The sequence below is a fragment of the Leifsonia sp. HAY1-4F genome (assembly GCF_056755275.1).
Genome location: NZ_JBNDHX010000070.1, coordinates 1 through 20424, shown reverse-complemented (window position 1 = coordinate 20424; position 20424 = coordinate 1). Strand labels below are relative to the sequence as shown.

Below are 20424 nucleotides of genomic sequence, written 5' to 3'. Positions count from 1 at the left end.
CCCCCCCCCCCCCCCCCCCCCCCCCCCCCCCCCCCCCCCCCCCCCCCCCCCCCCCCACCACAAACCCCCCCCCCCAGATTAGCGAGTGTCTCGTGGGCTCGGAGATGTGTATAAGAGACAGGGCGTGTCGCGTGCAATCTTCGTGGACTCGACGGTGGGGCGGGAGTCGTGGACGGCGGAGACGGTGCGGATCTGCACCTGTCCGCGAGGGGATGCGCAGCGCTAGCATCGGCCGCACAGGTCGGACACAGGTGGCCGGATGGGGAGGAGAGACGCGATGATCCCGCTGACGGTCGGCACCACGGTGGAGGGGCCGGAACGGCCCGCCGTCATCGACGGCTCGCGCCTGAACCGGCACACGTTCTGGTGCGGTCAGAGCGGGTCGGGCAAGACCTACGCGCTCGGGGTGGTCCTGGAGCAGCTGCTGCTGCACACGGAGCTGCCGGTCGCCGTGCTCGACCCGAACGCCGACTTCGCGGAGCTGGGCAGCACGCGCGACGAGGTCGGCGCCGGGGAGGCCGCGCGCTGGGCGGACCTCGACATCCGGGTGCTCCATTCGAGCACCGTTCGTCAGCCGCAGCTCCACATCCGGTTCGTCGACCTGAGCGTGAGTTCGAAGGCGGCCGTCGGCCGGCTCGACCCGATCGAAGACAGCGAGGAGTACAACGCCCTGCTGCACCTTCGTCTGGGTCCGGACGGCTTCGAGCGGGATCGGTTCCTTGCGGCTCTGGTGGGCTCCGACGATCCGGCGCAGCGTCGGTTGGGCCTGCGGATCGACAACCTGCAGATCCTCGACTGGCCGCTGTGGGCGATGGGTGCGGCCTCCGCCACGGATGCTCTCGACGAGCGACCCCGGTCGATCGTCCTCGATGTCGGCGGGTTCTCGCATCCGGGCGAGCCGCAGGCCGCGGCGCTCGGCGTCCTCGAGCACCTCTGGGAGCGCCGGATGGAGCGCCGGCCGCTGCTCATCGTCATCGACGAGGCGCACAACTTCTGCCCGCCCGCGCCCCGCTCGAGCGTGGAGGCGAAGCTGACGGAGCTGCTCATCCAGATCGCCGCCGAGGGGCGCAAGTTCGGGCTGTGGCTGTTCCTGTCGACCCAGCGGCCGACGAAGATCCACCCGAACGTGCTCTCGCAGTGCGACAACCTCGGGCTAATGCGGATGAACTCGCCGCGCGACCTGGCCGAGCTGGCGGAGGTGTTCGGCTTCGTCCCGCGCCACCTGCTGGAGCAGTCTCCGGGTTTCCGCAAAGGCGAGGCACTGTTCGCCGGCGCGTTCACCGAGGAACCGCAGCTGGTCCGCATGGGCCGGCGGCTCACCGTGGAGGGCGGAAGCGACCTGGCGGTGGCCACCGCGAAGGCCCAGCGGTGATCCGTCACGAACGTCGGGGCTCCCGTCCCTAGAAGCTGCCGATTCCTTTTCCGATGAGCTCCACCCCGAAGATGAGCAGCATCACGGCCATGACGGTCGCGTTGTTGTGGACGAGCCACTCGCGCAGGGCGCCGAGCGGCGTGCGCATCTGTTTGGCGGCGACGAGATACGCGACGATCGGGACGCCGACCGAGAGAGCGGCGATGACGGTGTAGATCGCGACCACTCCCGCCGCCGCGCCGAAATCGAGTCCGGCCGATGAGATCACGGCCCCCGCGGCGATCGCGAGAAGCAGGTTCTTCGGATTGACCGCGGCGAGCAGGAAGCCGAGCACCAGCGCGCGGACGGCCGTCATCGAGTCGATGGCGCCCATCCACGCTGGTAGTGCGGGTTGGGTACCGCCCCGTGGCCGGGAGCGCCACTGACGGAGCGCCAGGAGGAGCAGGAGGAGGCCGAGCACCAGCTCGATGGTCCCGGTGATCGGTTGGCTCGCGTTCGGGTCCTTCTCCGGGATGAGCGACGACAGCAGTGCGAAGACGACGACGGCCACGATGATGCCCAGAAGCCAGCCGATCAGGAAGCCGACGCTCGAGCTCCTGGCCTTGGGCGACAGCAGCATCAGGATGGCCGCGATGATCGGGATCGGGCTGATCGCGATTCCGAGGGCCAGCGGCAGAATCTGTCCGATCGCGTTACCCATTTCGTCCTCCCTTCGTGCGCTGCCGTTCGCTGCGGCGCGCATCCGACTCGTTTCTCATCAGTTCGCGTGTGACGGCGAGGTCGCCGATCGCCGGTCGCCACCGTCGCGCGTGCGGATCGGAGTCGACGAGCACCGCCCGGGCCAGCAGCGTGAGGGGGATGGCCAGGATCGCGCCGATCGGCCCGAGCACGACCGCCCAGAACAGGACCGAGAAGAAGGTCAGCGTCTGGCTGAGGGCGACCGCGTTTCCGACCACTTTCGGCTGGACCACCGACTGGACGACTGCGTTGATGACTCCGTACACGATGATCACGCCGATCACCGTGCCCCAGCCGCCGGTCAGATAGCCGAAGACGAGCGGAGGCACCAGCGCGATGAAGTAGCCGACGTTCGGGATGAAGCTGCACAGGAACGCCAGGATCGCCCACAGGAGCGCGGCCGGGACGCCGAGCAGCCACAGCGCGATGCCGTTGATGATGCCCTGCGCGATCCCCAGCAGCGTCGTGACGACCATGTAACGGCGGACGGAGTGCGCGAAACCGCTGATCGCGAACACCAGGTTGGGCTGCGTCGGCTCCAGCTGCCGGAGCAGGGTGGGTGTGTACGCCGCGTCCGCAGGCATCAGGATGAGCATGGTCAGCACGATGACCAGCAGCCCGACGATCCCGAGCGCGTTCCCCAGCACGCCCGAGAAGAACGACAGGAAACCGGCCGGATCGAACCCGGCCTTGATCTGAGCGACCTGGTCCGGCCCCACGCCGATGCTCTGCAGCCAGGAGGCGAACTGCGCGCCCGCCTGCTCGAGCTGGGGCCTGTAGTCGGGCAGCATCCCGATGAACTGGGCCGTTGCGATCCACAGGATCGCGATGAAACCGGCCAGCAGCGCGAACAGGGTGAGGCCGACGGCTCCGGTCGCCAGTCCCTGCGACGTGCCGTGCCGTTCGAGCCACACCCGTACCGGCTGGGCGCAGATCGTGAGCACCAGGGCCAGGAGGGTCGGGGCGAGGATGTTTCCGATCGCCGCCATCCCGAAGGAGACCACCACGGCAGCGGCGAGCCCGAGCAGGATGCGTACGCCGCGTCCCAGGGCGCCCGCGGACTGCTCCGCATCGGGGCCGGCCGGAGCGGAGGGCTCCGCCCGGCGAGACCTTCTGCCGCCGAGCAGGCGGCGGAGCAGCCCCGGTCGAGGAGCGGGCTGCTCCGTCGCGCTCGGCGTCGCGCCGGTCACGACGATCGCCGGACCGATGCGTTCACGCCGTCGGCGCTGCCGGCGGCGGCGTCGACGAGCCGGCGGCGTACCGGCCTGCAGGTGCGGTGTAGCCGGAGAGCGCGCGCGCCTTCAGCTGGGCGAACTCTTCGGGTGTGATGGCCCCGGCATCCAGGAGCGCCTTCGCTTTGGCGATCTCGTCGGCGGGGCTCGCCGCGGCGACCTGACGGATGTAGTCGTCGGTCGCGCTCTGCGCGCGCCGCGATTCCCTCTGGCTGCGCTCCGCCATTCCGGGTCCGCGGGCGATCAGGTACACCAGCGCGGTGAGGAACGGCACGAAGATCAGGAAGAGGATCCAGAGGGCCTTCCACCATCCGTTGAGCCCGCGGTCACGGAACAGGTCGCTGATGATCGAGAACAGGGCGAACAGATAGGCCACGAAGGCGAAGCTCCAGAAGAAGAGCCAGATGACGGTCCAGAAGTTCCAGTCCATGGTCGGATTTCCTCTCTCGACTCCCGGCTCGACGAGCCTCGACGTGCGCTGAGATTAGACCCGCCGGTCTGCGCGCGGCTAGACACCGGAGCGACCGATTCGAACGGCCCGACCGCCCGACCGCCCGACCGCTGGACAGCGGATCAGGACAGGGCGTCGAGCTCCGCGGTGAGGCCGTCGACGATCTCGGACGCGAGGAACCCCACGCGGCCGAGGCGCTCGCTCAGCGCGTCGCCCGCGGCGGTGTGGAGATACGTTCCCCAGACGGCGGCCTGTAGCGGTTCCGCGCCTCGGGCGGCAAGACCGGTGATCGCCCCGGCGAGGGCGTCGCCGCTCCCGGAGGTGCCGAGGCCCGCGTCGCCGTCGCGATCCGCCAGCAGGCGTCCGTCGGGGGAGGCCACGCGACCGAAGCAGGAGACGACGGCGCGATACCGGTGCGCGAGCTCCACGGTGTCCGCCCCGAGGTCGTCCAGCTCACGCCCGAGCAGCCGTCTCGCCTCCTCGAGGTTCGGGGTGAGGATGCGCGGGCCGTCGCCCGCGAGCCGCGGGTGCCCGGCGAGAGCCCCCAGCGCGAAGGCGTCGAGGACGAGGACCGTGTCGCGACCGATCGCTCGTGCCGCTCGCGGAAGCAGCCGCGCCGTCTCGGTGGCGTCGTCCAGCCCCGGGCCGATGAGCACCGCATCCGCGCCGGCCAGGTCCCGGGATGCCTCGCGGATCCCGGCGCCGCGGACGCTTCCGGTGGAGGTCATGGACAGCGGCACCACGCCGGACTCCGGCAGCGCGACCGCCACCTGCGCCGCCACGGACGCACTCACGGCGAGCGTCAGGCGTCCGGCGCCCACGCGCAGCGCCGCCCGGCCGGCGAGCAGAGCCGCGCCGGGGGAGCGGAGCGCACCGCCGACCACCACGACCTCCCCCCGCGTCTTCTTGGTGCCGGCGGGCTCCGGGAGCGGCCATCCGCGCAGCAGCTCCGGCGTCACCCGCTCAGCAACGGGGTGCGCGTCGCGCGGCCGTTCACGCATCCGCTCGCGCCTCCCCAGGGTGCTCGGTCGCCGGGAGCCCGGCTGCGGCGAGGTGCGCGTCGTCGGCGAACGCCTGGAGGCTCCAGTCGCGTCCGTCGAATCGCAGCTCCGTGATCGACGCGTTCGCGATCGGATGCGTCAGCAGGTGCTCGGCGAGCTGCGCCTCCGTCATCCGCAGCATCACATAGAGGAAGAGGCTCACCACGGCATCGTGCGCGAAGACGACGACGGTCGCGTCCGGATCGCCCGGCACATCGCGCAGGAAGGACCGGAGGCGCAGCGCCACGTCCGTCCAGGCCTCGCCGCCCGGCGGCCGGTAGTAGAACTTGCCTGTCCACCGCCGCCGTTCGGCCTCCAGCGGCAGCCTGCGCTCCACCCCGACGGCCGTCAGCCGGTCGAGGATCCCGAGCTCGCGGTCGCGCAGGCGCTCGTCGATCCGAAGGATCACGTCCGCGCCGAGCGCGAGCTGCGCGGTCTGAACGGCCCGGCGGTACGGCGAGCTGTACACGGCGGAGTCCCGCGGGAGGACATCCCGCAGGCGGGCGCCCAGCGCACCGGCCTGCAGCTCGCCCAGCGACGAGAGCGTGACGTCCGCATCCCGGGCTTCGACGGGGATCACGTCGACGTTGGCCGCCTCCGCGGCGGCCGCTGCGACGTTCGCCGTGCTCTCGCCGTGACGGATCAGAAGCAGGGTGCGAGCGGTCATGCTCAGGACTGTACGCTCGCGTCCCGGGCCGCGGAGCCGGTCCCCTCGCCGAAGGATTGGGTGCCGAGAACGGCGAGCAGGGCCAGCTTCTCGGCCGCTTCGCTGCAGGTCGAGCGCGTGAAGTTCCTCCGTTACGGCGAGGCGCGCGGCGACTGCGACCACGTCGTGACTGTGCTGAACGCGTCCGATCCGCATGGGAGGGACGCGGCGTAAGGCGCCGGGTCGGGTGCACTGCGGACGCGAGGCGCGCGGGGCTACGATGTTCGGCGCCGCATCCCGACGAGAGGACCAGCCCATGCCCGCACTGACCGACACCTTCACGCTCTCCAACGGCGTCGCCATCCCGAAGATCGGATTCGGCACCTGGCAGATCCCGGAGGGCTCGCAGACGTACGACTCGGTTCGCACGGCGCTGGATGCCGGCTACCGCCATATCGACACGGCGCGCGCCTACGGCAACGAGGCGAGCGTCGGGCGTGCGGTCCGCGACAGCGGTATCCCGCGGGAGGACATCTTCATCACCACGAAGTGCCCGGCCGAGGTGAAGGACGAGGACGGCGCCCGCCACGCCTTCGAGCGGTCCACCGCGCTGCTCGACCTCGGGCCGATCGATCTGTACCTCATCCACGCTCCGTGGCCGTGGACCGCGATCGGAAGCGATCACCGCGCAGGCAACATCGAGGTCTGGAAGGTCTTCGAGGAGCTGTACGAGGAGGGACGCACCCGTTCGATCGGCGTCAGCAACTTCGACGTGGCCGATCTGGAGTCGCTGCTGGGCGCCGCGGAAGTGGTGCCGCACGCGAACCAGATCCGCTGGTTCGTCGGGAACACCCAGCGGGAGACGACCGCCTTCTGCGGGGAGCGCGACATCCTCGTGGAGGGCTACTCGCCTCTCGCGACCGGGCGCCTGCTCGGCAACCGCGACATCGCCGGGATCGCCGAGAAGTATGGCAGGTCGGTCGCGCAGGTGAGCATCCGCTACCTGCTGGAGAAGGACATCCTGCCGCTGCCGAAGTCCACCACCCCTGGCCGCATCCGGGAGAACGCCGACGTCGACTTCGAGCTGTCGGCCGAGGATGTCGCGGCTCTGGATGCGCTCGACACCGGGAAGTAGTCGGGAGACTCACGGCAGCGGGAATACGCACGGCCCTCCAGTGTTGAAGTTGAGTGCATACGGCTCAACTTTGAGAAACAGGAGATCACGTGCCTGACAACTTCACTCCCGACGGTGACAGCGCCAACTCGTTCGACGAGTTCCTCGCGCGCTATCTCGCGGGCGAGCGCGCGCGTAACGCGCGTTCCATCGACATCAGCCGGTTCCTCAGCCGGCGCACCCAGGAGCTGCTCGCGGAAGCCGGGCGCTTCGCGCTGGAGCACGGCCACAGCGAGCTCGACGCGCTCCACGTCCTGCGGGTGATGGCCGCGGAGGAGCCCGCCGCCGACGCCATGCGCCGCATCGGCGTCGACCCCGAGCGGGTCGCGCAGGCCGCCGAGTCGCGCCTGCCCGCCCAGGGTGACGAGATCCACGCAGACGGCGCCTCCATCACCGCTTCGCTGCAGCGTGCGCTGTTCCACGCGTACCAGGTGGCCCAGGCCTCCGGATCCACCTACATCGACCCCGAGCACCTGTTCTTCGCGCTCGTGATCGGCCGGGACGCCCCGGCCGGCCGCGTGCTGCAGTCCGCCGGCGTGACGCCGGAGGCGCTGACCGAGGCGATGCGGGAGAGCGCGCCGGTCGGCGCAGGGCGGCCGGAGGAGCCCTCCGCCGCATCCGGTTCGCAGACGCCCATGCTCGACCAGTTCGGCACCGATCTGACCGCGCTCGCCCGTGACGGGAGCCTCGACCCGGTCATCGGCCGCCTGGACGAGATCGACCAGACGGTCGAGATCCTCTCCCGCCGCACCAAGAACAACCCGGTGCTGGTCGGCGAGGCGGGTGTCGGCAAGACTGCGATCGTGGAGGGCCTCGCCCGCGCGATCGTGGCCGGCGACGTGCCCGAGCAGCTGCAGGACAAGAAGGTCGTCTCGCTCGACCTCGCCGGGATGGTCGCCGGCACCCGGTACCGCGGCGACTTCGAGGAGCGGCTCACGAAGCTGATGGATGAGATCAGCGCAGGCAAGGACGAGCTGATCGTCTTCGTCGACGAGCTGCACACCGTGGTCGGCGCCGGAGGGTCCGGCGAGTCCGGCGGCATGGACGCGGGCAACATCCTGAAGCCCCGCCTCGCCCGCGGCGACCTGCACCTGGTGGGGGCCACGACCTTGAAGGAGTACCGCCGCATCGAGAAGGACCCGGCGCTCGAGCGCCGCTTCCAGCCGGTGACCGTCGGCGAGCCCTCCGTCGAGGACGCCGTGCTCATCCTGGACGGGCTGCGTCCCGCGTACGAGGATCACCACGGCGTGCGCTACACCGAGAACGCGATCCGCGCCGCGGTGGAGCTCTCGGACCGCTACATCTCCGACCGGTTCCTTCCGGACAAGGCCATCGACCTGATCGACCAGGCCGGCGCCCGCCTGCGCCTGTCGCTCGGCAAGAAGGTGGACTCGTCTGCTCTGATGGAGCGGCTGGCCACCCTCGAGTCCGAGAAGAACGGGGCCGTCGCGTCCGAGCACTACGAGGAGGCGTCGCGGCTGCGCGACGAGATCGAAGCCGTCCAGCGTTCGCTCGACGAGCTGACGACGGCACCCCGAGTGGATGCCGTGGTCGGCGAGCCCGAGATCGCCGCGATCGTGTCGCGCGCGACGGGCATCCCGGTGTCGCGCATCGGTCAGGCCGACCGTGAGCGGCTGGCCCGGCTGGAGTCCGAGCTGCACGAGCGCGTCATCGGGCAGGACGACGCGGTCGCCGCCGTCGCGAAGGCCGTGCGCCGCAACCGCACAGGCCTCGGCGACGAGCGCCGGCCGGTCGGCAGCTTCCTCTTCCTCGGGCCGACGGGCGTGGGCAAGACGGAGCTCGCGAAGTCGCTCGCCGCATCCCTCTTCGGTTCGGAGAAGGCCATGCTGCGCTTCGACATGAGCGAGTTCGGCGAGCGCCACACCGTCGCCCGCCTGGTCGGAGCCCCTCCCGGATACGTCGGCTACGACGAGGCCGGTCAGCTGACCGAGCGCGTGCGCCGCAACCCGTACTCGGTGATCCTGTTCGACGAGATCGAGAAGGCGCACCCGGACGTGTTCAACCTGTTGCTGCAGGTGCTGGACGACGGGCACCTCACCGACGGCCAGGGCCGGACGGTCGACTTCCGCAACACGGTCGTCATCATGACCTCCAACCTGGGCTCGGAGTTCCTGGCTTCGCGCAGCGGCGCCCTCGGCTTCGTGCCGGTGGGCTCGGACGGCTTCGCCTCGGAGAAAGACGTGCGCGACCGCGTCATGGGCAAGCTCCGCGAGGCCATGCGTCCGGAGTTCCTGAACCGCATCGACGAGATCGTGCTGTTCCGGAAGCTCGACGCCGAGCAGCTGCGCGACATCGTGCGCCTGCTGCTGGACGCCACGGCAGCCCGCCTGTCCGCCCGCGACATCGCCTTCGAGGCGACGGATGCGGCGGTCGCCTGGATCGCGGACACCGGTTACGAGCCCGAGTACGGCGCCCGGCCCCTGCGTCGCGTGATCCAGCGCGAGGTGGACGACCGCATCGCCGAGCTGATGGTCAGCGGCGAGCTGGCCGAGGGCGGTCGGGTGACCGTGGATGCGGCCTCCGGCGACCTGCGCGTCGCCGCGGCCCCCGCATCCCTCCCGGTCGCCGCGTAACCGCTCGCGTCCCGCCGTCGCGGCGCCGGTCCTGCTCTCAGGACCGGCGCCGTCGCGTCGTTGCGCGCAATCGGCTGGTCCCAACACGCCGTCTCACCTATCCGCGATACGGCGTGTTGGGACCAGTGGATGCGCCTCCGCATCCTGAACGACTCCATAACGATCCACACGGGACCCCCTGGACTCACCCAGGCAGCCCTGGTTGCCTGGAAGCGTGTCCGCCTCCGATCATTCCCGCCTTCCGCCGCGCCTGGCCGCCCTCGACGAGCGCATCGCGCCGCTCAAGCGTTTCGAGTTGAGGCCGGCACGCACCCGTGGAGGCTTGATCGCGCAGTTCCTCGGCCTGACGCTCGTGGCGGCGGTGCTGACCTCGCTGTTCCTGCTGCCCGGCTTCGTCGGAGCCGGGGTCGCGGCCTCCGCCGGCGTGAGCGACTTCAACGCGCTCCCCGCCAACCTGCACATCCAGCAGTTCGCCCAGAACTCGACCGTCTTCGCCAAGCAGGGCGGCCAGGACGTGCCGATCGCCACCTTCTTCGCCCAGAACCGGCAGGATGTCAGCTGGGATCAGATCGCCCAGACGATGAAGGATGCCACGGTCTCCGCCGAGGACCCGCGCTTCTACACGGAGGGAGCCGTGGACATCTGGGGTACGCTCCGCGGCGCGCTCTCGACGGTGGCGGGCGGAAACGTGCAGGGCGGCTCCTCGATCACCCAGCAGTACGTCAAGAACGTCGAGGTCGAGAAGTGCGAGGCGCTGACCAGCCAGAAGAAGGTGCAGGCCTGCTACACGGATGCGGCGGGCGTCACCCTGCAGCGCAAGGTGCAGGAGATGCGCTACGCCGTCGAGATCGAGAAGACGTACAGCAAGAAGGACATCCTGACCGGCTACCTGAACGTGGTCGGCTTCGGCGGCCAGGTCTACGGGGTGCAGGCGGCCGCCCAGTACTACTTCGCGACCAGCGCGACGAAGCTCGACCTGGCGCAGGCGGCCACGCTCGCGGCAATCCTGAACAACCCGGCCAACCTGCGCATCGACCAGCCGACCAACAAGGAGAACGGCGCCGCCAACGGCTACAAGCTGACGAAGGAACGCCGTGACTACGTGCTCGACCGCATGTACATCACGCATCACATCACGAAGCAGCAGCGGGATGCGGCGAAGGCCACGCCCATCAAGCCCGCGATCACCCCGACGACCCAGGGATGCGCGGCCGCGCAGCAGGTCAACGCCGCGTTCTTCTGCGACTACGTGCGGGATGTCATCCTCCAGGATCCCGCCTACGGTGCGACGTCTGACGAGCGCTGGCAGACGCTGAACCGCGGCGGCCTGAAGATCTACACCACCCTGAACCTCGACCTGCAGCAGGTGGCGCAGGCATCGCTGAGCAAGTACATCCCCGGGTCGCGGCCCGGAATCGACCTCGGCGCCTCGAACGTCGCGCTGGAGCTGGGCACCGGACGCATCGTGACGATGGTGCAGAACCGCACCTTCAACAACACCGACACTCCCATCGACGGCTCGACGGCGGTGAACTACAACACGGACGAGGACTACGGCGGGTCGCAGGGCTTCCAGACCGGCTCCACGTTCAAGGCGTTCGACCTGGCCGCGTGGCTGGAGGCCGGGCACAGCCTGTACGAGACGGTCAACGCCTCCCAGCACCTCTTCCCGACCTCCGACTTCACCAACACCTGCGCGAACATCGACGGTCCTGCCTGGCCGGTGACCAACGACGAGGGTTCCGCGAGCAGGCTCTCGGTGATGTCGGCGACCGCCCAGTCGGTGAACACGGCGTTCGCGGAGATGGGTACCAAGGTCGACCTCTGCTCCATCGTGAACGCGGCGAAGGCCCTGGGCGTGCATCCCGCCTCGAAGAGCAACGCGTGGGTCCAGTCGCCGTCGATGATCCTCGGGGTCAACTACATCTCGCCCCTGACCATGGCCACTGCGTATGCGGGAATCGCGAACAACGGCACCGTCTGCACCCCGATCGCCATCGACCGCGTCGTGAACGCGGACGGCACCGATCACAAGGTCAGCAAGACCACCTGCACCCAGGGGCTGAAGCCGGACATCGCGGCCGGCGTGACGTACGCCCTCAAGGGTGTCATCCGGGGCGGCGGGACGGCGGCCAGCGCCAACCCGTACGACGGCATCCCGATCATGGCGAAGACGGGGACGACGGACGATTCCCTCGAGAACTGGCTGATCACGTCCACCACGAAGGTCGCCACGGCCACCTGGGTGGGCAACGTGTCCGGTTCCACTCCGCTCCGTTCGCTCTACTTCAACGGCGTCGGCGGCGGCAACGTGAAGTTCTCGATCGCGAAGCCCATCCTCAAGGCGATCAATGCCCTGTACGGCGGCGATGACTTCACGGATCCGACGGACGCCGTACTTTACGGCAGCCGGCTCACCATGCCCGACGTGACCGGCAAGGCACCCGCCGATGCCCAGAAGCTGCTCGAGGGTCTGGGGCTGGATGTGACGGTCGACGACACACCGGTCGACAGCGACCAGCCTGCTGGGACCGTCGCGGCGAGCGACCCTGCCGCCGGAGAGTCGGTGGATGCAGGCGCGTCGGTGACCCTCAGCCTGAGCAACGGACAGGGCGGCGCGGGCGGATCCACCCCGACGCCCTCACCGACGGACACGGGACCGGCCCCGGGGCCCACCCCGAAGCCCACGCACGGTCACGGCTGAGCGGGCTCACCCTTCGAGGAGGCGTTCCAGCGGATTCTCGCGGAGCTTCCGCTGGACGCCGCCGTCGACCAGGCGCCGAGCCGACGTGTTCGGTTTCCGCTGCGCCTGGTCGGCGACGCACGCACCGAACTCGGTGGCCAGGTCGAGGCGCGGGTACGCCTGGAGCACCTCACGGCGGAACTCGACCGGCAACTCGTCCGCCCGTGCGCCGGAGATGTCGAGCGCGGTGGCGATCTCGAGCAGGTGGCCCTCCGCATCCATCGCGGGATCGACCTCGGGCCAGTTGTGCCGCACGATGACCTCGTGTGCGCGGATGCGCCGATCCGCTGGCCAGCCGGCCCCGGCGGTCAGTGCGATGGCGACGTGACCTGCCGCATCCTCATAGGCCAGCGTGTGGTTGTCGAACTCGGGGACGATGCCGAGGTCATGCAGGAGGGCTGAGACGTAGAGCAACTCGCGGTCGGCGCCGAGGCCGCGAGCGGTGCGGAAGCCCTCGGCCCAGAGCCACGACCGCTGCACGTGGTTCAGCAGCGACGGCGTGTGGTACTCCGTCGCGATCGCGAGGGCCGCCTGAGCGGCGAGGGTGTCCGGGCGGGGGTAGTCGGCGACGCGCATGTCCTCATCCTGCCAGGCCCGTTGAGCCGGTGAGGTGCCCGGCCGGACGGAGTACCGCGATGCCGACCGGCGGGGCCGAATCCGCGGTCTCCAGCAGCCGGGCCGCCTCGGGGAAGCCGACCGTGCGGCCGACGAGGTCCTGGGGGCGGAGCCGCCCGGACGCGACCAGGTCGAGCATCGCCGGGTAGTCGGCGGCGGCCATGCCGTGGCTGCCGAGCACGTCGAGCTCCCACGCGATGACGCGGTCGAGCGGAAGATCCGGAGTGGATGCGGGGAGCAGACCGACCTGCACGTGCCGGCCGTGCCTCCGCAACGAGCGGATGCCCGCGTTCGCGGTCTCCGGCGACCCGACCGCGTCGATGGAGGCGTGCGCGCCTCCGCCCGTCGCCTCCTGGACGCTCTGCACAGCATCCGGGCCGGCCGGAACGGTGTGCTCCGCGCCCGCTCGGGCCGCCGCCTCCAGGGCGGCGGGGGAGCGCTCCACAGCGACCACCCGCGCGCCGAGGGCCGAAGCGATCATCACCGCACTGAGGCCGACACCGCCCGCGCCGTACACGGCGAGCCACTCGCCGGGCTGGATGCGCGCCCGCGCCGTCACCGCACGGAACGCCGTCGCGAACCGGCAGCCGAGAGCGGCGGCCGCAGCGGAATCCAGCCCGTCCGGCACCTGGACGAGGTTCGTATCCGCCGCCCGCACGGCGACGAACTCGGCGTGCGAACCCCAGTGCGTGAAGCCGGGCTGCGTCTGATCCGGGCACACCTGCGCCGCGCCTGCCCGGCACCATTCGCACTCGCCGCAGCCGTTGACGAAGGGCGCCGTCACCCGATCGCCGGGCCGCCACCGCGTGACGCCCCGCCCCACCGCTTCGACGACGCCGGCGAACTCATGCCCGGGAACGTGCGGAAGATGCACGGAGTCGTCGTGACCCATCCAGGCGTGCCAGTCGCTGCGGCAGAGGCCGGACGCCTCCACCCGGACGACGGCGCCGCCCTCCGGAAGCGCGGGTTCGGCGAGATCGGCGACCTCGACCGGGCCGCCGAAGCGCTCGTAGTACAGGGCTTTCACGTGTCCTCCTTCTGGGCCGTCAGCAGCGCTACTGCTGGCCGGTCCGCCTCCGCCCACTCCAGCTCGGCCAGCCGGGCCGGGGCGACCCACCGCAGCTCGTCATGGTCGGTGCTCTTCGTCGGTACGGGCCCGACGAAGCGGCAGTAGTAGCAGGCCAGCTCGATCGCACGGCCGTCGCCGCGCACAGTGACCGTCCGGTCGAGCAGCGCCCCGACCTGGATGCGGACGCCCAGCTCCTCCACGATCTCCCGTGACAGGGCCGCTTCCGGGGACTCGTCCGGCTCGACCTTCCCGCCCGGGAACTCCCAGAGCCCGGCGGCATCCCTTCCGGGAGCGCGGCGGCAGGCGAGCACGCGGCCGCCGCCTCCCTCGCGGAGGACCGCGGCGACGACGAGGACGGGCTGCACCATCCCATCCTGCCGTGCCTGACGACCGTGCAGTGCCGCGACGCCGGCTTGCCGGATCCGAATCCCGCGCGACGCTGCCGGATCCGCCCTCCCGCACGCGGCCTCCCGGCTCGCGCGCATCCAGGCGCTAGCATCCGGGTATGGGGCAGACCTCGTCGGCGCGACGGCCGTGGATCGTCGTGGGACTGTTCGCGAGCCTGCTCGCCCAGCTGTGGATGATCGTCGTCGGCGTCTGGCTGCTCGTCTTCGCGGAAGACGACGCCTCGACCCTCGCGCTGCTCGGCTTCTGGTGCTCGATCGGCACCGTCTACCTGATCGTGGCGCTCATCGTGCTCGGGCGTGTCTCGAAGCGCACCACCGCCGACGGACGTCCGGCCCGGTGGGAGACCGGTCGCATCGCCCGCCTGATATCGATGACCGAGACCATTCTCGCCAGCTTCATCGGGCTGGCGGCCGCCGTGCAGGTGCTGGCGCTCCACAACGACCCGCAACTCGGGTCGGTCACCGACCTCGTCGGCGTCTGGTCGATGCTGCTGGCCTGGGGATTCCTCCACTGGGGCTTCTCCCAGATCTACTTCCAGCGCTACTACGCCGCACCCGCACCGATGCTGCGGTTCCCCCGCGTCGACGCACTGCCGCGCACCGAGCCGGGCTTCGTCGACTTCGTGTACTTCGCCTTCACCGTCGGCACCACGTTCGCGGCCTCGGACGTCGAGGTCCTGACGACCCGGATGCGGTGGACGGTCGTCTGGCACTCCGTGCTCAGCTTCTTCTTCAACGGCTTGATCATCGTGCTCGCACTGAACACCATCATGTCGTCGGCCAAATAGCGGTCAGAGCAGAGTCTCCACGCCGATTCGCACGCGGTCGCCGAGCTCTACGCCCTCGGCGCGCCGCACCGCGGACTTGATCGGCACGACGTAATGGCCGTCCTCCTGCGGGAAGATCGAGGTCGACCAGCGCGAACCTCCGAGCGTCACCGACACCTTCACCGAGTCGAAGCCGGCGGGTGGATGCGGCTGCAGCCGGATCTCCTCGGACACGTCCAGGGGGAGCCGGGCGAACACCCACAGCTCGCGGCGTGAGGCCCAGCGGAAGAGTTCGGTCTCGAATTCGTAGCGGTAACCGGCCATGTCCGCCAAGCTACCGGCTCGGCGCCGATCGCCGAATCCGATCGCCGCATCCGATCGCCGCATCCGATCGGCGCATCCGATCGGGGACGAGCCACTCGATCAGGGACAATAGGGGAGGGCGCCCGGTCGGGCGCCGGTTCGAGGAGTCCCATGCGCTGGCCGAGATGGTTCCGCAGACGCGCCGAGAAGACGACGCGGACGCGTCCGTTCGACGAGGGCGCCTTGCCGGAGCCCGTCGCGCCCACCCTCGAGCAGTCGGTCGACGAGGGGATGCTGCTGGCCGATTACGCCACCCGCATGGCGATCAAGAACCACATCGTCGTGGACACCATCCAGTACGGCAACTCCTACGACCCCGCCCTCCACGCCATGGAGGCGGCGGCGATGCTGCGCGAGCTGGCGTCGGAGCAGGGCATCGCGGCCGGCCGCATCGAGGAGGAGGTGGCCGCCGCCGAGACGCTCGGCGGCGACGCGATGCACCCGCACGACTACCGCCGGGTGGATGTGGACAACCTCCGGCTGCGGCGGGATGCGGCGCTCGCTCTCGCTGCGGCGCTGCGGAGGAGGGCCGACTCCGACGACGAGCTCGCGGTCCTCGTGGAGCGCGGGCGGAAGGACGCCTGGGATGAGGTCGGCCGCGCGATCGAGGCCGGGCTGGATGCGTTCTCCGGTGCCGAGGCGCTGAAAGCGGACTACGAGCGCGAGAAGCCGGCACGGCTGAACCTGCTGATCCGGCGCGACCTGGCGCGGCTCGAGGAGCAGCGGACCGGTTACTGATCGCCGGTCGCGCCGGAGGAGCGGAGGCTGACCGCGGGCACGAGATCGCCGACCTCGGAACGCACCCACACCTCCCCGCTCTCGCGCTTCTCGGCGTGCGTGCTGAAGCGGTACAGGAACATCCGGGCGCGCACGGCCCGTGGCGGTGCACCGTCGAAGGGATCGCGCCGCAGCAGCTTCAGGGTCGGCCGGTCCGCCTCCAGCAGCCGCAGCAGGAACACCTCGAACCACGGGGAGTCGCGCGAGCCGAGCGCGAGGAACCACATCAGCCAGTCGAGGCGCAGGTGGTACGGCGCGAACTGGCGAGGGATGCGGTCAACGTCACCGGGTTTGCCCTTGAAGCCGTACTCCTGCCAGCGCGCATCGGGGTCGGTGGCGTCGTCCGCTGTGCCTTCCACGACGACTTCGTAGCGCTCCTTGGTCACACTGCCGAACGCTCCGTAGGCGTTGACGAGGTGCCAGCGGTTGAAGCTGGCATTCATCAGCTGGCGCCGGGAGAAGAGGTTCAGCAGCGGCCGCCAGCTCAGCACCAGCAGGAAGACGGTCGCCGCGACGGCGACGACGGCGAACCACAGCGGAACCTGCGTCGCTCCGATCGGACCGAGGTGCGCGCCGCCGAACAGCCACGAGAAGACGGGGTCGCTTATGCCGGCGAAGGCCAGCACGATCGTGATCCAGTTCAGCCACGCGAAGTTCCCGGTGAGTACCAGCCAGAGCTGGGTGAGGATCATGATCCCCGCGGCGACGCTCGCCACCGGCTGGGGGACGAAGAGGAACCACGGCACGATCAGCTGCGCGAAATGGTTGCCCAGCACCTCCACTCGGTGCCACCACTTGGGCAGCAGGTGCGCCGTCCGGCTGAACGGATTGGGCATCGGCTGGGTCTCGTGGTGGTAGTACAGGGCGGTCAGGTCGCGCCAGGCGCGGTCGCCGCGCATCTTGATCATCCCGGCGCCGAACTCCAGCCGGAAGACCAGCCAGCGCACGAAGACGACGATCGTGATCGGGGGAGCGGTGTCCCACGCGCCGAGGAACGCGACGACGAATCCCGCCTCGCAGAGCAGGCTCTCCCAGCCGAAGCCGTAGAACGTCTGCCCGACGTTGACGATCGACAGATACAGGAACCACACGATCAGGAACACCGGGACGAACGCGTACGTGGGAGCCAGCTGTAGAACGCCGACGACGACGAGCGCGGAGAGGACGGCGCCGGTCCACGCCACCGTCCGCAGCAGCCGGTCGGAGTAGCGCCACCGGAACAGCGTCGGCTGCTTCCGGGCGTAGGGATGCCGCAGGAACCGTCGCACCGGCAGGAGGCCGTGCTCGCCGAGCAGGGCCGGGAACTGGTTCACGGCCGACACGAACGCGACCACGTAGAGAGCGGCGACGCCGCGCTCGATCACCTCACGGGCGATCGTGTACTCGTCGCCGGCCAGCCATCCCGTGAGCCACGCAGGAAACTCCATCGACACCACCTCGTCGTCGGAATGCGTTCACCGTACGCCCGGCCGCCGACGCGGGCGAGCGGAGACGCCCAGCGCACATTCGTGACGAATGGTCGCTTGGCGGCGCTGCACGTGCACATTCGTGACGAATGGTCGCTTGGCGGCGCTGCAGGTGCACATTCGTCACGAATCGCAGTGGGCCCGGTGCGCCGCAGAGTCGGTCGCGAGGGTCAGGCCGCCAGTTCGGCGTCGAGCCGGATCGCGCGGTGGTCGGACGCGCCGGCGGGCAGCACATCCACCGACTGGATCTCGAAACCGGTCGAGGTGACGAAGTCGAAGTAGCCGGAGAAGAACTTGTAGCGCAGGTAGGTCGGCTCCGTCGTCCGCTTCAGCGCGTAACCGGAGGTGGTGAGGTGCCGCTCGAGGCCGCGGATGAACCACGGATAGTTGAAGTCGCCGACCATGACCGCGGGCGTGTCGGGGGAGAGCGAGCGCATCCCGTCGTGGGCGGAGGCGATCTGCTTGCGTCGCAGCGAGTTGAGCGCCGTCAGGGGGGCCGCGTGGAAGGAGCCGACGAGGATGTCCTCGCCGTTGTCCCTGTCGCGGAGGTGGACGGCGAGCAGGCGCTCGTTCGCCGGGGCGAGCACACGGTCGTGCAGCGACTTCTGCACAGCGAACACCTGGCTGTGGAGGATCTCGTAGCGGTCGTCGCGCACATACACGGCGAGGCCGAGCCGGTTGGCGCGCGTGCTGTCGGCGAGCACCAGGTGGTGCAGTCGTTCGGGGAGGGCTTCGCTGTCGCACTCCTGGAGGCACAGGACGTCGACGTCGTATGCCTCGGCGATCCCCGTCAGCTCACCGCTCGCCGCGTGCTTGCGCAGGTTGTAGCTCACGATCCTCAGGGTCATGCACCTCTTCTCGAACCACTCGACGCGGCCGGCGTGGATGCGGGCCCTCGTCTGTCATTCTGTCGCACTTGAGACGCGGTTCAAGCGGGCCCGTGCCATCGCACAAGGAATTCACATCGCCGTCACCCGTGGTTCGGGCGATAGTGTCGACGCATGGCAGGCGATGCGGTTGTGCTCACGGTCCCCGGGCCCCACGGCGACCGGGAGGTGCGCATTTCCAGCCCTGACCGGGTCATCTTCCCCGAGCCGGGGATCACGAAGCTGGACCTCGCGAAGTACCTCGTCGAGGTGGGCGGCGCCTTCGTGCGCGCGAACGGCGACCGGCCGGTGTCCCTGCAGCGATTCCCCGACGGGATCGACGGGGAGCAGTTCTTCTCCAAGAACCCGCCGCGCGGAACCCCGGAGTACGTGCGCTCCGTGAACGTGGTCTACCCGAGCGCCCGGTCGCATCCCCAGCTGGTCATCGATGAGCCCGCGGCAGCAGTGTGGGCGGCCCAGATGAACACGGTGGTGTTCCATCCGTGGCCCTCGCGCGCGGAGGACTCGGACAATCCGGACCAGCTGCGCATCGACCTCGACCCGCAGCCCGGCACGGGGTTCGCGGACGCCGTCCCTGCCGCGATCGAGCTGCGCGCGGTGCTGCGGGATGCGGGGCTCACCGCGTACATCAAGACCTCCGGCAACCGCGGCCTCCACGTCTTCGCGCCGATCACACCGTCGCGCGAGTTCCTCGAGGTGCGCCACGCGGTCATCGCCGCAGCCCGGGAACTCGAGCGGCGGATGCCCGACCGCGTCACCACGGCCTGGTGGAAGGAGGAGCGCGGCGAGCGGGTGTTCGTCGACTTCAACCAGGCGAACCGCGACCGGACCATGGCCGGCGCATACAGCCCGAGGCCGCTGCCTCACGCCTCCGTTTCCGCACCGGTCACCTGGGACGAGCTGGAGCACGTCGACCCCGCGGACTTCACGGTTCTGACGATGCCGGATCGCCTGCGCACGGTCGGCGATCCGTGGGAGGACTTCGGTTCCGAGCCCGGTACCGTCGACGCCCTGCTGGAGTGGTGGGAGCGCGACCTCTCGAACGGGCTGGGCGAGCTGCCGTTCCCGCCCGACTACCCGAAGATGCCGGGGGAGCCGCCGCGCGTGCAGCCGAGCCGGGCGAAGAAGGCCTAGCGGTCCGTTCCCATGGGCGTGACGGCGGGGTCCGACGTGGTGCCGCTGGTGCTGTTCGTGGTGCTGGCGGCGCTGTTCGCGCTGCTCGGGCTGCTCCTGATCCTGCGTCCGGGGCGGGCTGCCGCCTTCTTCGCCGACGCGGAGGCGCGGCGACGGTTCCGCGCGCGGGACGCGCGGACTCTCGGCGCGATCTTCGCGGTGGGCGGGGGAGCCTTCGTCGTGCTGGGCGTCGTGCGGTTGGCGTTCATCCTGAACGGCGGCTGAGCGCATCCCGACACCCCTGAGCGCAACGGGGGCGACGGAGGCGATCGCCTACGATGAGAGGGGGCCGGACAGGCCCCGGACCGCCGAGCATGCGAAGAGGGAGGGGCCATGCCGAAGCCGCGCACGCGCCGCGTCCCGGTGCGCATGTCCCGTCCCACCGAGACCGGCAGGTGGCTGCGGCAGCTGCACTTCTCGGCGTTCTCGCTGGTGATGATGGGCGTGCTCGTGCTCGCGGTCCTCATCCTCGCCCCCACGGTGCAGGCCTTCCTCGCGCAGCGCCAGCAGATCGCCGACCAGCAGCATCAGGTGAACGAGCTGGCCGCGCAGGTCAACACGCTCAAGGACCAGCGTGCCCGCTGGAACGACCCCAGCTACCTCCGCGCCCAGGCGCGCGACCGGCTGTACTACGTGATGCCGGGCGAGGTCAGCTACCTCGTCATCGACGACCGTCCGCCGGCCGCGAAGCAGGACACGACACCGGTCACATCCAAACTGGTGAAGACCCAGACGGATTGGGTCGGGTCGCTGTTCGGCTCCATCATGGGAGCCGGACTGACGGATGCGACACCGCAGCAGCTGAGCGGCACGCCCGCCCCCGTCCCCACTCCCGCGGCGACGCCGACGACATTGCGCGCCGAGCGGCCGAGCTGCTGCGACACGACGGCGATGTCGTCATCGGATACGG

At 70.1% G+C, this 20424-nt stretch carries 21 protein-coding genes; 10 read left to right on the top strand and 11 right to left on the bottom strand.

Going from position 1 to position 20424, the window contains the following annotated elements; translation table 11 throughout:
* Positions 1–277: 277 nt before the first annotated feature.
* The gene (locus ACPYOG_RS13440; protein WP_481294695.1) at positions 278–1372 is read left to right on the top strand and encodes an ATP-binding protein; all 1095 of its coding nucleotides are present in this window, start codon (positions 278–280) and stop codon (positions 1370–1372) included.
* 28 nt (positions 1373–1400) lie between these two features.
* Here the strand turns inward: ACPYOG_RS13440 and ACPYOG_RS13435 are convergent, their stop codons facing one another.
* The 5 genes from ACPYOG_RS13435 to ACPYOG_RS13415 all read right to left on the bottom strand — a co-directional run bounded on the left by ACPYOG_RS13435 (position 1401) and on the right by ACPYOG_RS13415 (position 5500).
* Complete coding sequence (locus ACPYOG_RS13435) at positions 1401–2072, bottom strand: GAP family protein (RefSeq protein WP_481294694.1); 672 nt, start codon at positions 2070–2072, stop codon at positions 1401–1403.
* A complete protein-coding gene (locus ACPYOG_RS13430) occupies positions 2065–3300 on the bottom strand; it encodes an AI-2E family transporter (protein WP_481294693.1) in 1236 nt (411 codons plus the stop codon). The genes ACPYOG_RS13435 and ACPYOG_RS13430 overlap by 8 nt, the downstream gene beginning before the upstream one ends.
* 22 nt (positions 3301–3322) lie before the next feature.
* A complete protein-coding gene (locus ACPYOG_RS13425; RefSeq protein WP_481294692.1) occupies positions 3323–3772 on the bottom strand; it encodes an SHOCT domain-containing protein in 450 nt (149 codons plus the stop codon).
* Positions 3773–3915: 143 nt separating this feature from the next.
* A complete protein-coding gene (locus ACPYOG_RS13420) occupies positions 3916–4794 on the bottom strand; it encodes an NAD(P)H-hydrate dehydratase (protein WP_481294691.1) in 879 nt (292 codons plus the stop codon).
* Positions 4787–5500: a histidine phosphatase family protein gene (locus ACPYOG_RS13415; protein ID WP_481294690.1), complete on the bottom strand. Its 714-nt coding sequence runs from the start codon at positions 5498–5500 to the stop codon at positions 4787–4789. The genes ACPYOG_RS13420 and ACPYOG_RS13415 overlap by 8 nt, the downstream gene beginning before the upstream one ends.
* A 60-nt stretch (positions 5501–5560) precedes the next feature.
* Between ACPYOG_RS13415 and ACPYOG_RS13410 the strand changes: the two genes are divergently transcribed.
* The 4 genes from ACPYOG_RS13410 to ACPYOG_RS13395 all read left to right on the top strand — a co-directional run bounded on the left by ACPYOG_RS13410 (position 5561) and on the right by ACPYOG_RS13395 (position 11951).
* A complete protein-coding gene (locus ACPYOG_RS13410) occupies positions 5561–5713 on the top strand; it encodes a hypothetical protein (protein ID WP_481294689.1) in 153 nt (50 codons plus the stop codon).
* An 82-nt stretch (positions 5714–5795) separates the two neighbouring features.
* On the top strand, positions 5796–6614 hold the full coding sequence (locus tag ACPYOG_RS13405; RefSeq protein ID WP_481294688.1) for an aldo/keto reductase: 819 nt from the start codon (positions 5796–5798) through the stop codon (positions 6612–6614).
* Between the two features lie 89 nt (positions 6615–6703).
* Positions 6704–9247 carry an ATP-dependent Clp protease ATP-binding subunit gene (locus tag ACPYOG_RS13400; RefSeq protein ID WP_481294687.1) on the top strand — a complete coding sequence of 848 codons (2544 nt, stop codon included), beginning with the start codon at positions 6704–6706 and terminating at the stop codon, positions 9245–9247.
* Between the two features lie 214 nt (positions 9248–9461).
* Positions 9462–11951, top strand: coding sequence for a penicillin-binding protein (locus ACPYOG_RS13395; RefSeq protein WP_481294686.1), 2490 nt, complete (start codon positions 9462–9464; stop codon positions 11949–11951).
* A 6-nt stretch (positions 11952–11957) separates the two neighbouring features.
* On the opposite strand, the gene ACPYOG_RS13390 is transcribed toward ACPYOG_RS13395, so the two are convergent.
* From ACPYOG_RS13390 to ACPYOG_RS13380, 3 genes are read right to left on the bottom strand one after another with little or no spacing between them, the layout of a single operon-like run.
* Entirely contained in the window at positions 11958–12566 is a 609-nt protein-coding gene (locus ACPYOG_RS13390) for an HD domain-containing protein (RefSeq protein ID WP_481294685.1), read from the bottom strand.
* Positions 12567–12570: 4 nt separating this feature from the next.
* Positions 12571–13632: a zinc-dependent alcohol dehydrogenase family protein gene (locus ACPYOG_RS13385; RefSeq protein WP_481294684.1), complete on the bottom strand. Its 1062-nt coding sequence runs from the start codon at positions 13630–13632 to the stop codon at positions 12571–12573.
* Positions 13629–14042 (bottom strand): (deoxy)nucleoside triphosphate pyrophosphohydrolase, encoded by a 414-nt coding sequence (locus ACPYOG_RS13380; protein WP_481294683.1) that lies wholly within the window; start codon positions 14040–14042, stop codon positions 13629–13631. Before ACPYOG_RS13380 ends, ACPYOG_RS13385 begins: the two co-directional genes overlap by 4 nt.
* Positions 14043–14179: 137 nt before the next feature.
* Between ACPYOG_RS13380 and ACPYOG_RS13375 the strand changes: the two genes are divergently transcribed.
* Positions 14180–14869 carry a DUF1345 domain-containing protein gene (locus ACPYOG_RS13375; RefSeq protein WP_481294682.1) on the top strand — a complete coding sequence of 230 codons (690 nt, stop codon included), beginning with the start codon at positions 14180–14182 and terminating at the stop codon, positions 14867–14869.
* 3 nt (positions 14870–14872) lie between these two features.
* Here the strand turns inward: ACPYOG_RS13375 and ACPYOG_RS13370 are convergent, their stop codons facing one another.
* Positions 14873–15172 carry a DUF1905 domain-containing protein gene (locus tag ACPYOG_RS13370; RefSeq protein WP_090036121.1) on the bottom strand — a complete coding sequence of 100 codons (300 nt, stop codon included), beginning with the start codon at positions 15170–15172 and terminating at the stop codon, positions 14873–14875.
* Between the two features lie 150 nt (positions 15173–15322).
* On the opposite strand from ACPYOG_RS13370, the gene ACPYOG_RS13365 reads away from it, so the two are divergent.
* Entirely contained in the window at positions 15323–15949 is a 627-nt protein-coding gene (locus ACPYOG_RS13365) for a hypothetical protein (protein WP_481294681.1), read from the top strand.
* Here the strand turns inward: ACPYOG_RS13365 and ACPYOG_RS13360 are convergent.
* Both ACPYOG_RS13360 and ACPYOG_RS13355 read right to left on the bottom strand, forming a co-directional pair.
* Positions 15943–17415 carry a lipase maturation factor family protein gene (locus tag ACPYOG_RS13360; RefSeq protein WP_481294680.1) on the bottom strand — a complete coding sequence of 491 codons (1473 nt, stop codon included), beginning with the start codon at positions 17413–17415 and terminating at the stop codon, positions 15943–15945. The two genes, ACPYOG_RS13365 and ACPYOG_RS13360, sit on opposite strands and share 7 nt — an antisense overlap.
* Before the next feature lie 209 nt (positions 17416–17624).
* The gene (locus ACPYOG_RS13355; protein WP_481294679.1) at positions 17625–18302 is read right to left on the bottom strand and encodes an endonuclease/exonuclease/phosphatase family protein; all 678 of its coding nucleotides are present in this window, start codon (positions 18300–18302) and stop codon (positions 17625–17627) included.
* A gap of 153 nt (positions 18303–18455) precedes the next feature.
* Here ACPYOG_RS13355 and ligD point away from each other — a divergent pair, with 153 nt between their 5' ends.
* From ligD to ACPYOG_RS13340, 3 genes are all read left to right on the top strand, one after another.
* Complete coding sequence (gene ligD / locus ACPYOG_RS13350) at positions 18456–19475, top strand: non-homologous end-joining DNA ligase (protein ID WP_481294678.1); 1020 nt, start codon at positions 18456–18458, stop codon at positions 19473–19475.
* 18 nt (positions 19476–19493) lie between these two features.
* Entirely contained in the window at positions 19494–19739 is a 246-nt protein-coding gene (locus tag ACPYOG_RS13345; protein WP_481294677.1) for a hypothetical protein, read from the top strand.
* A 108-nt stretch (positions 19740–19847) separates the two neighbouring features.
* On the top strand, positions 19848–20424 hold a 577-nt coding region (locus ACPYOG_RS13340), incomplete at its 3' end, for an FtsB family cell division protein (RefSeq protein ID WP_481294676.1).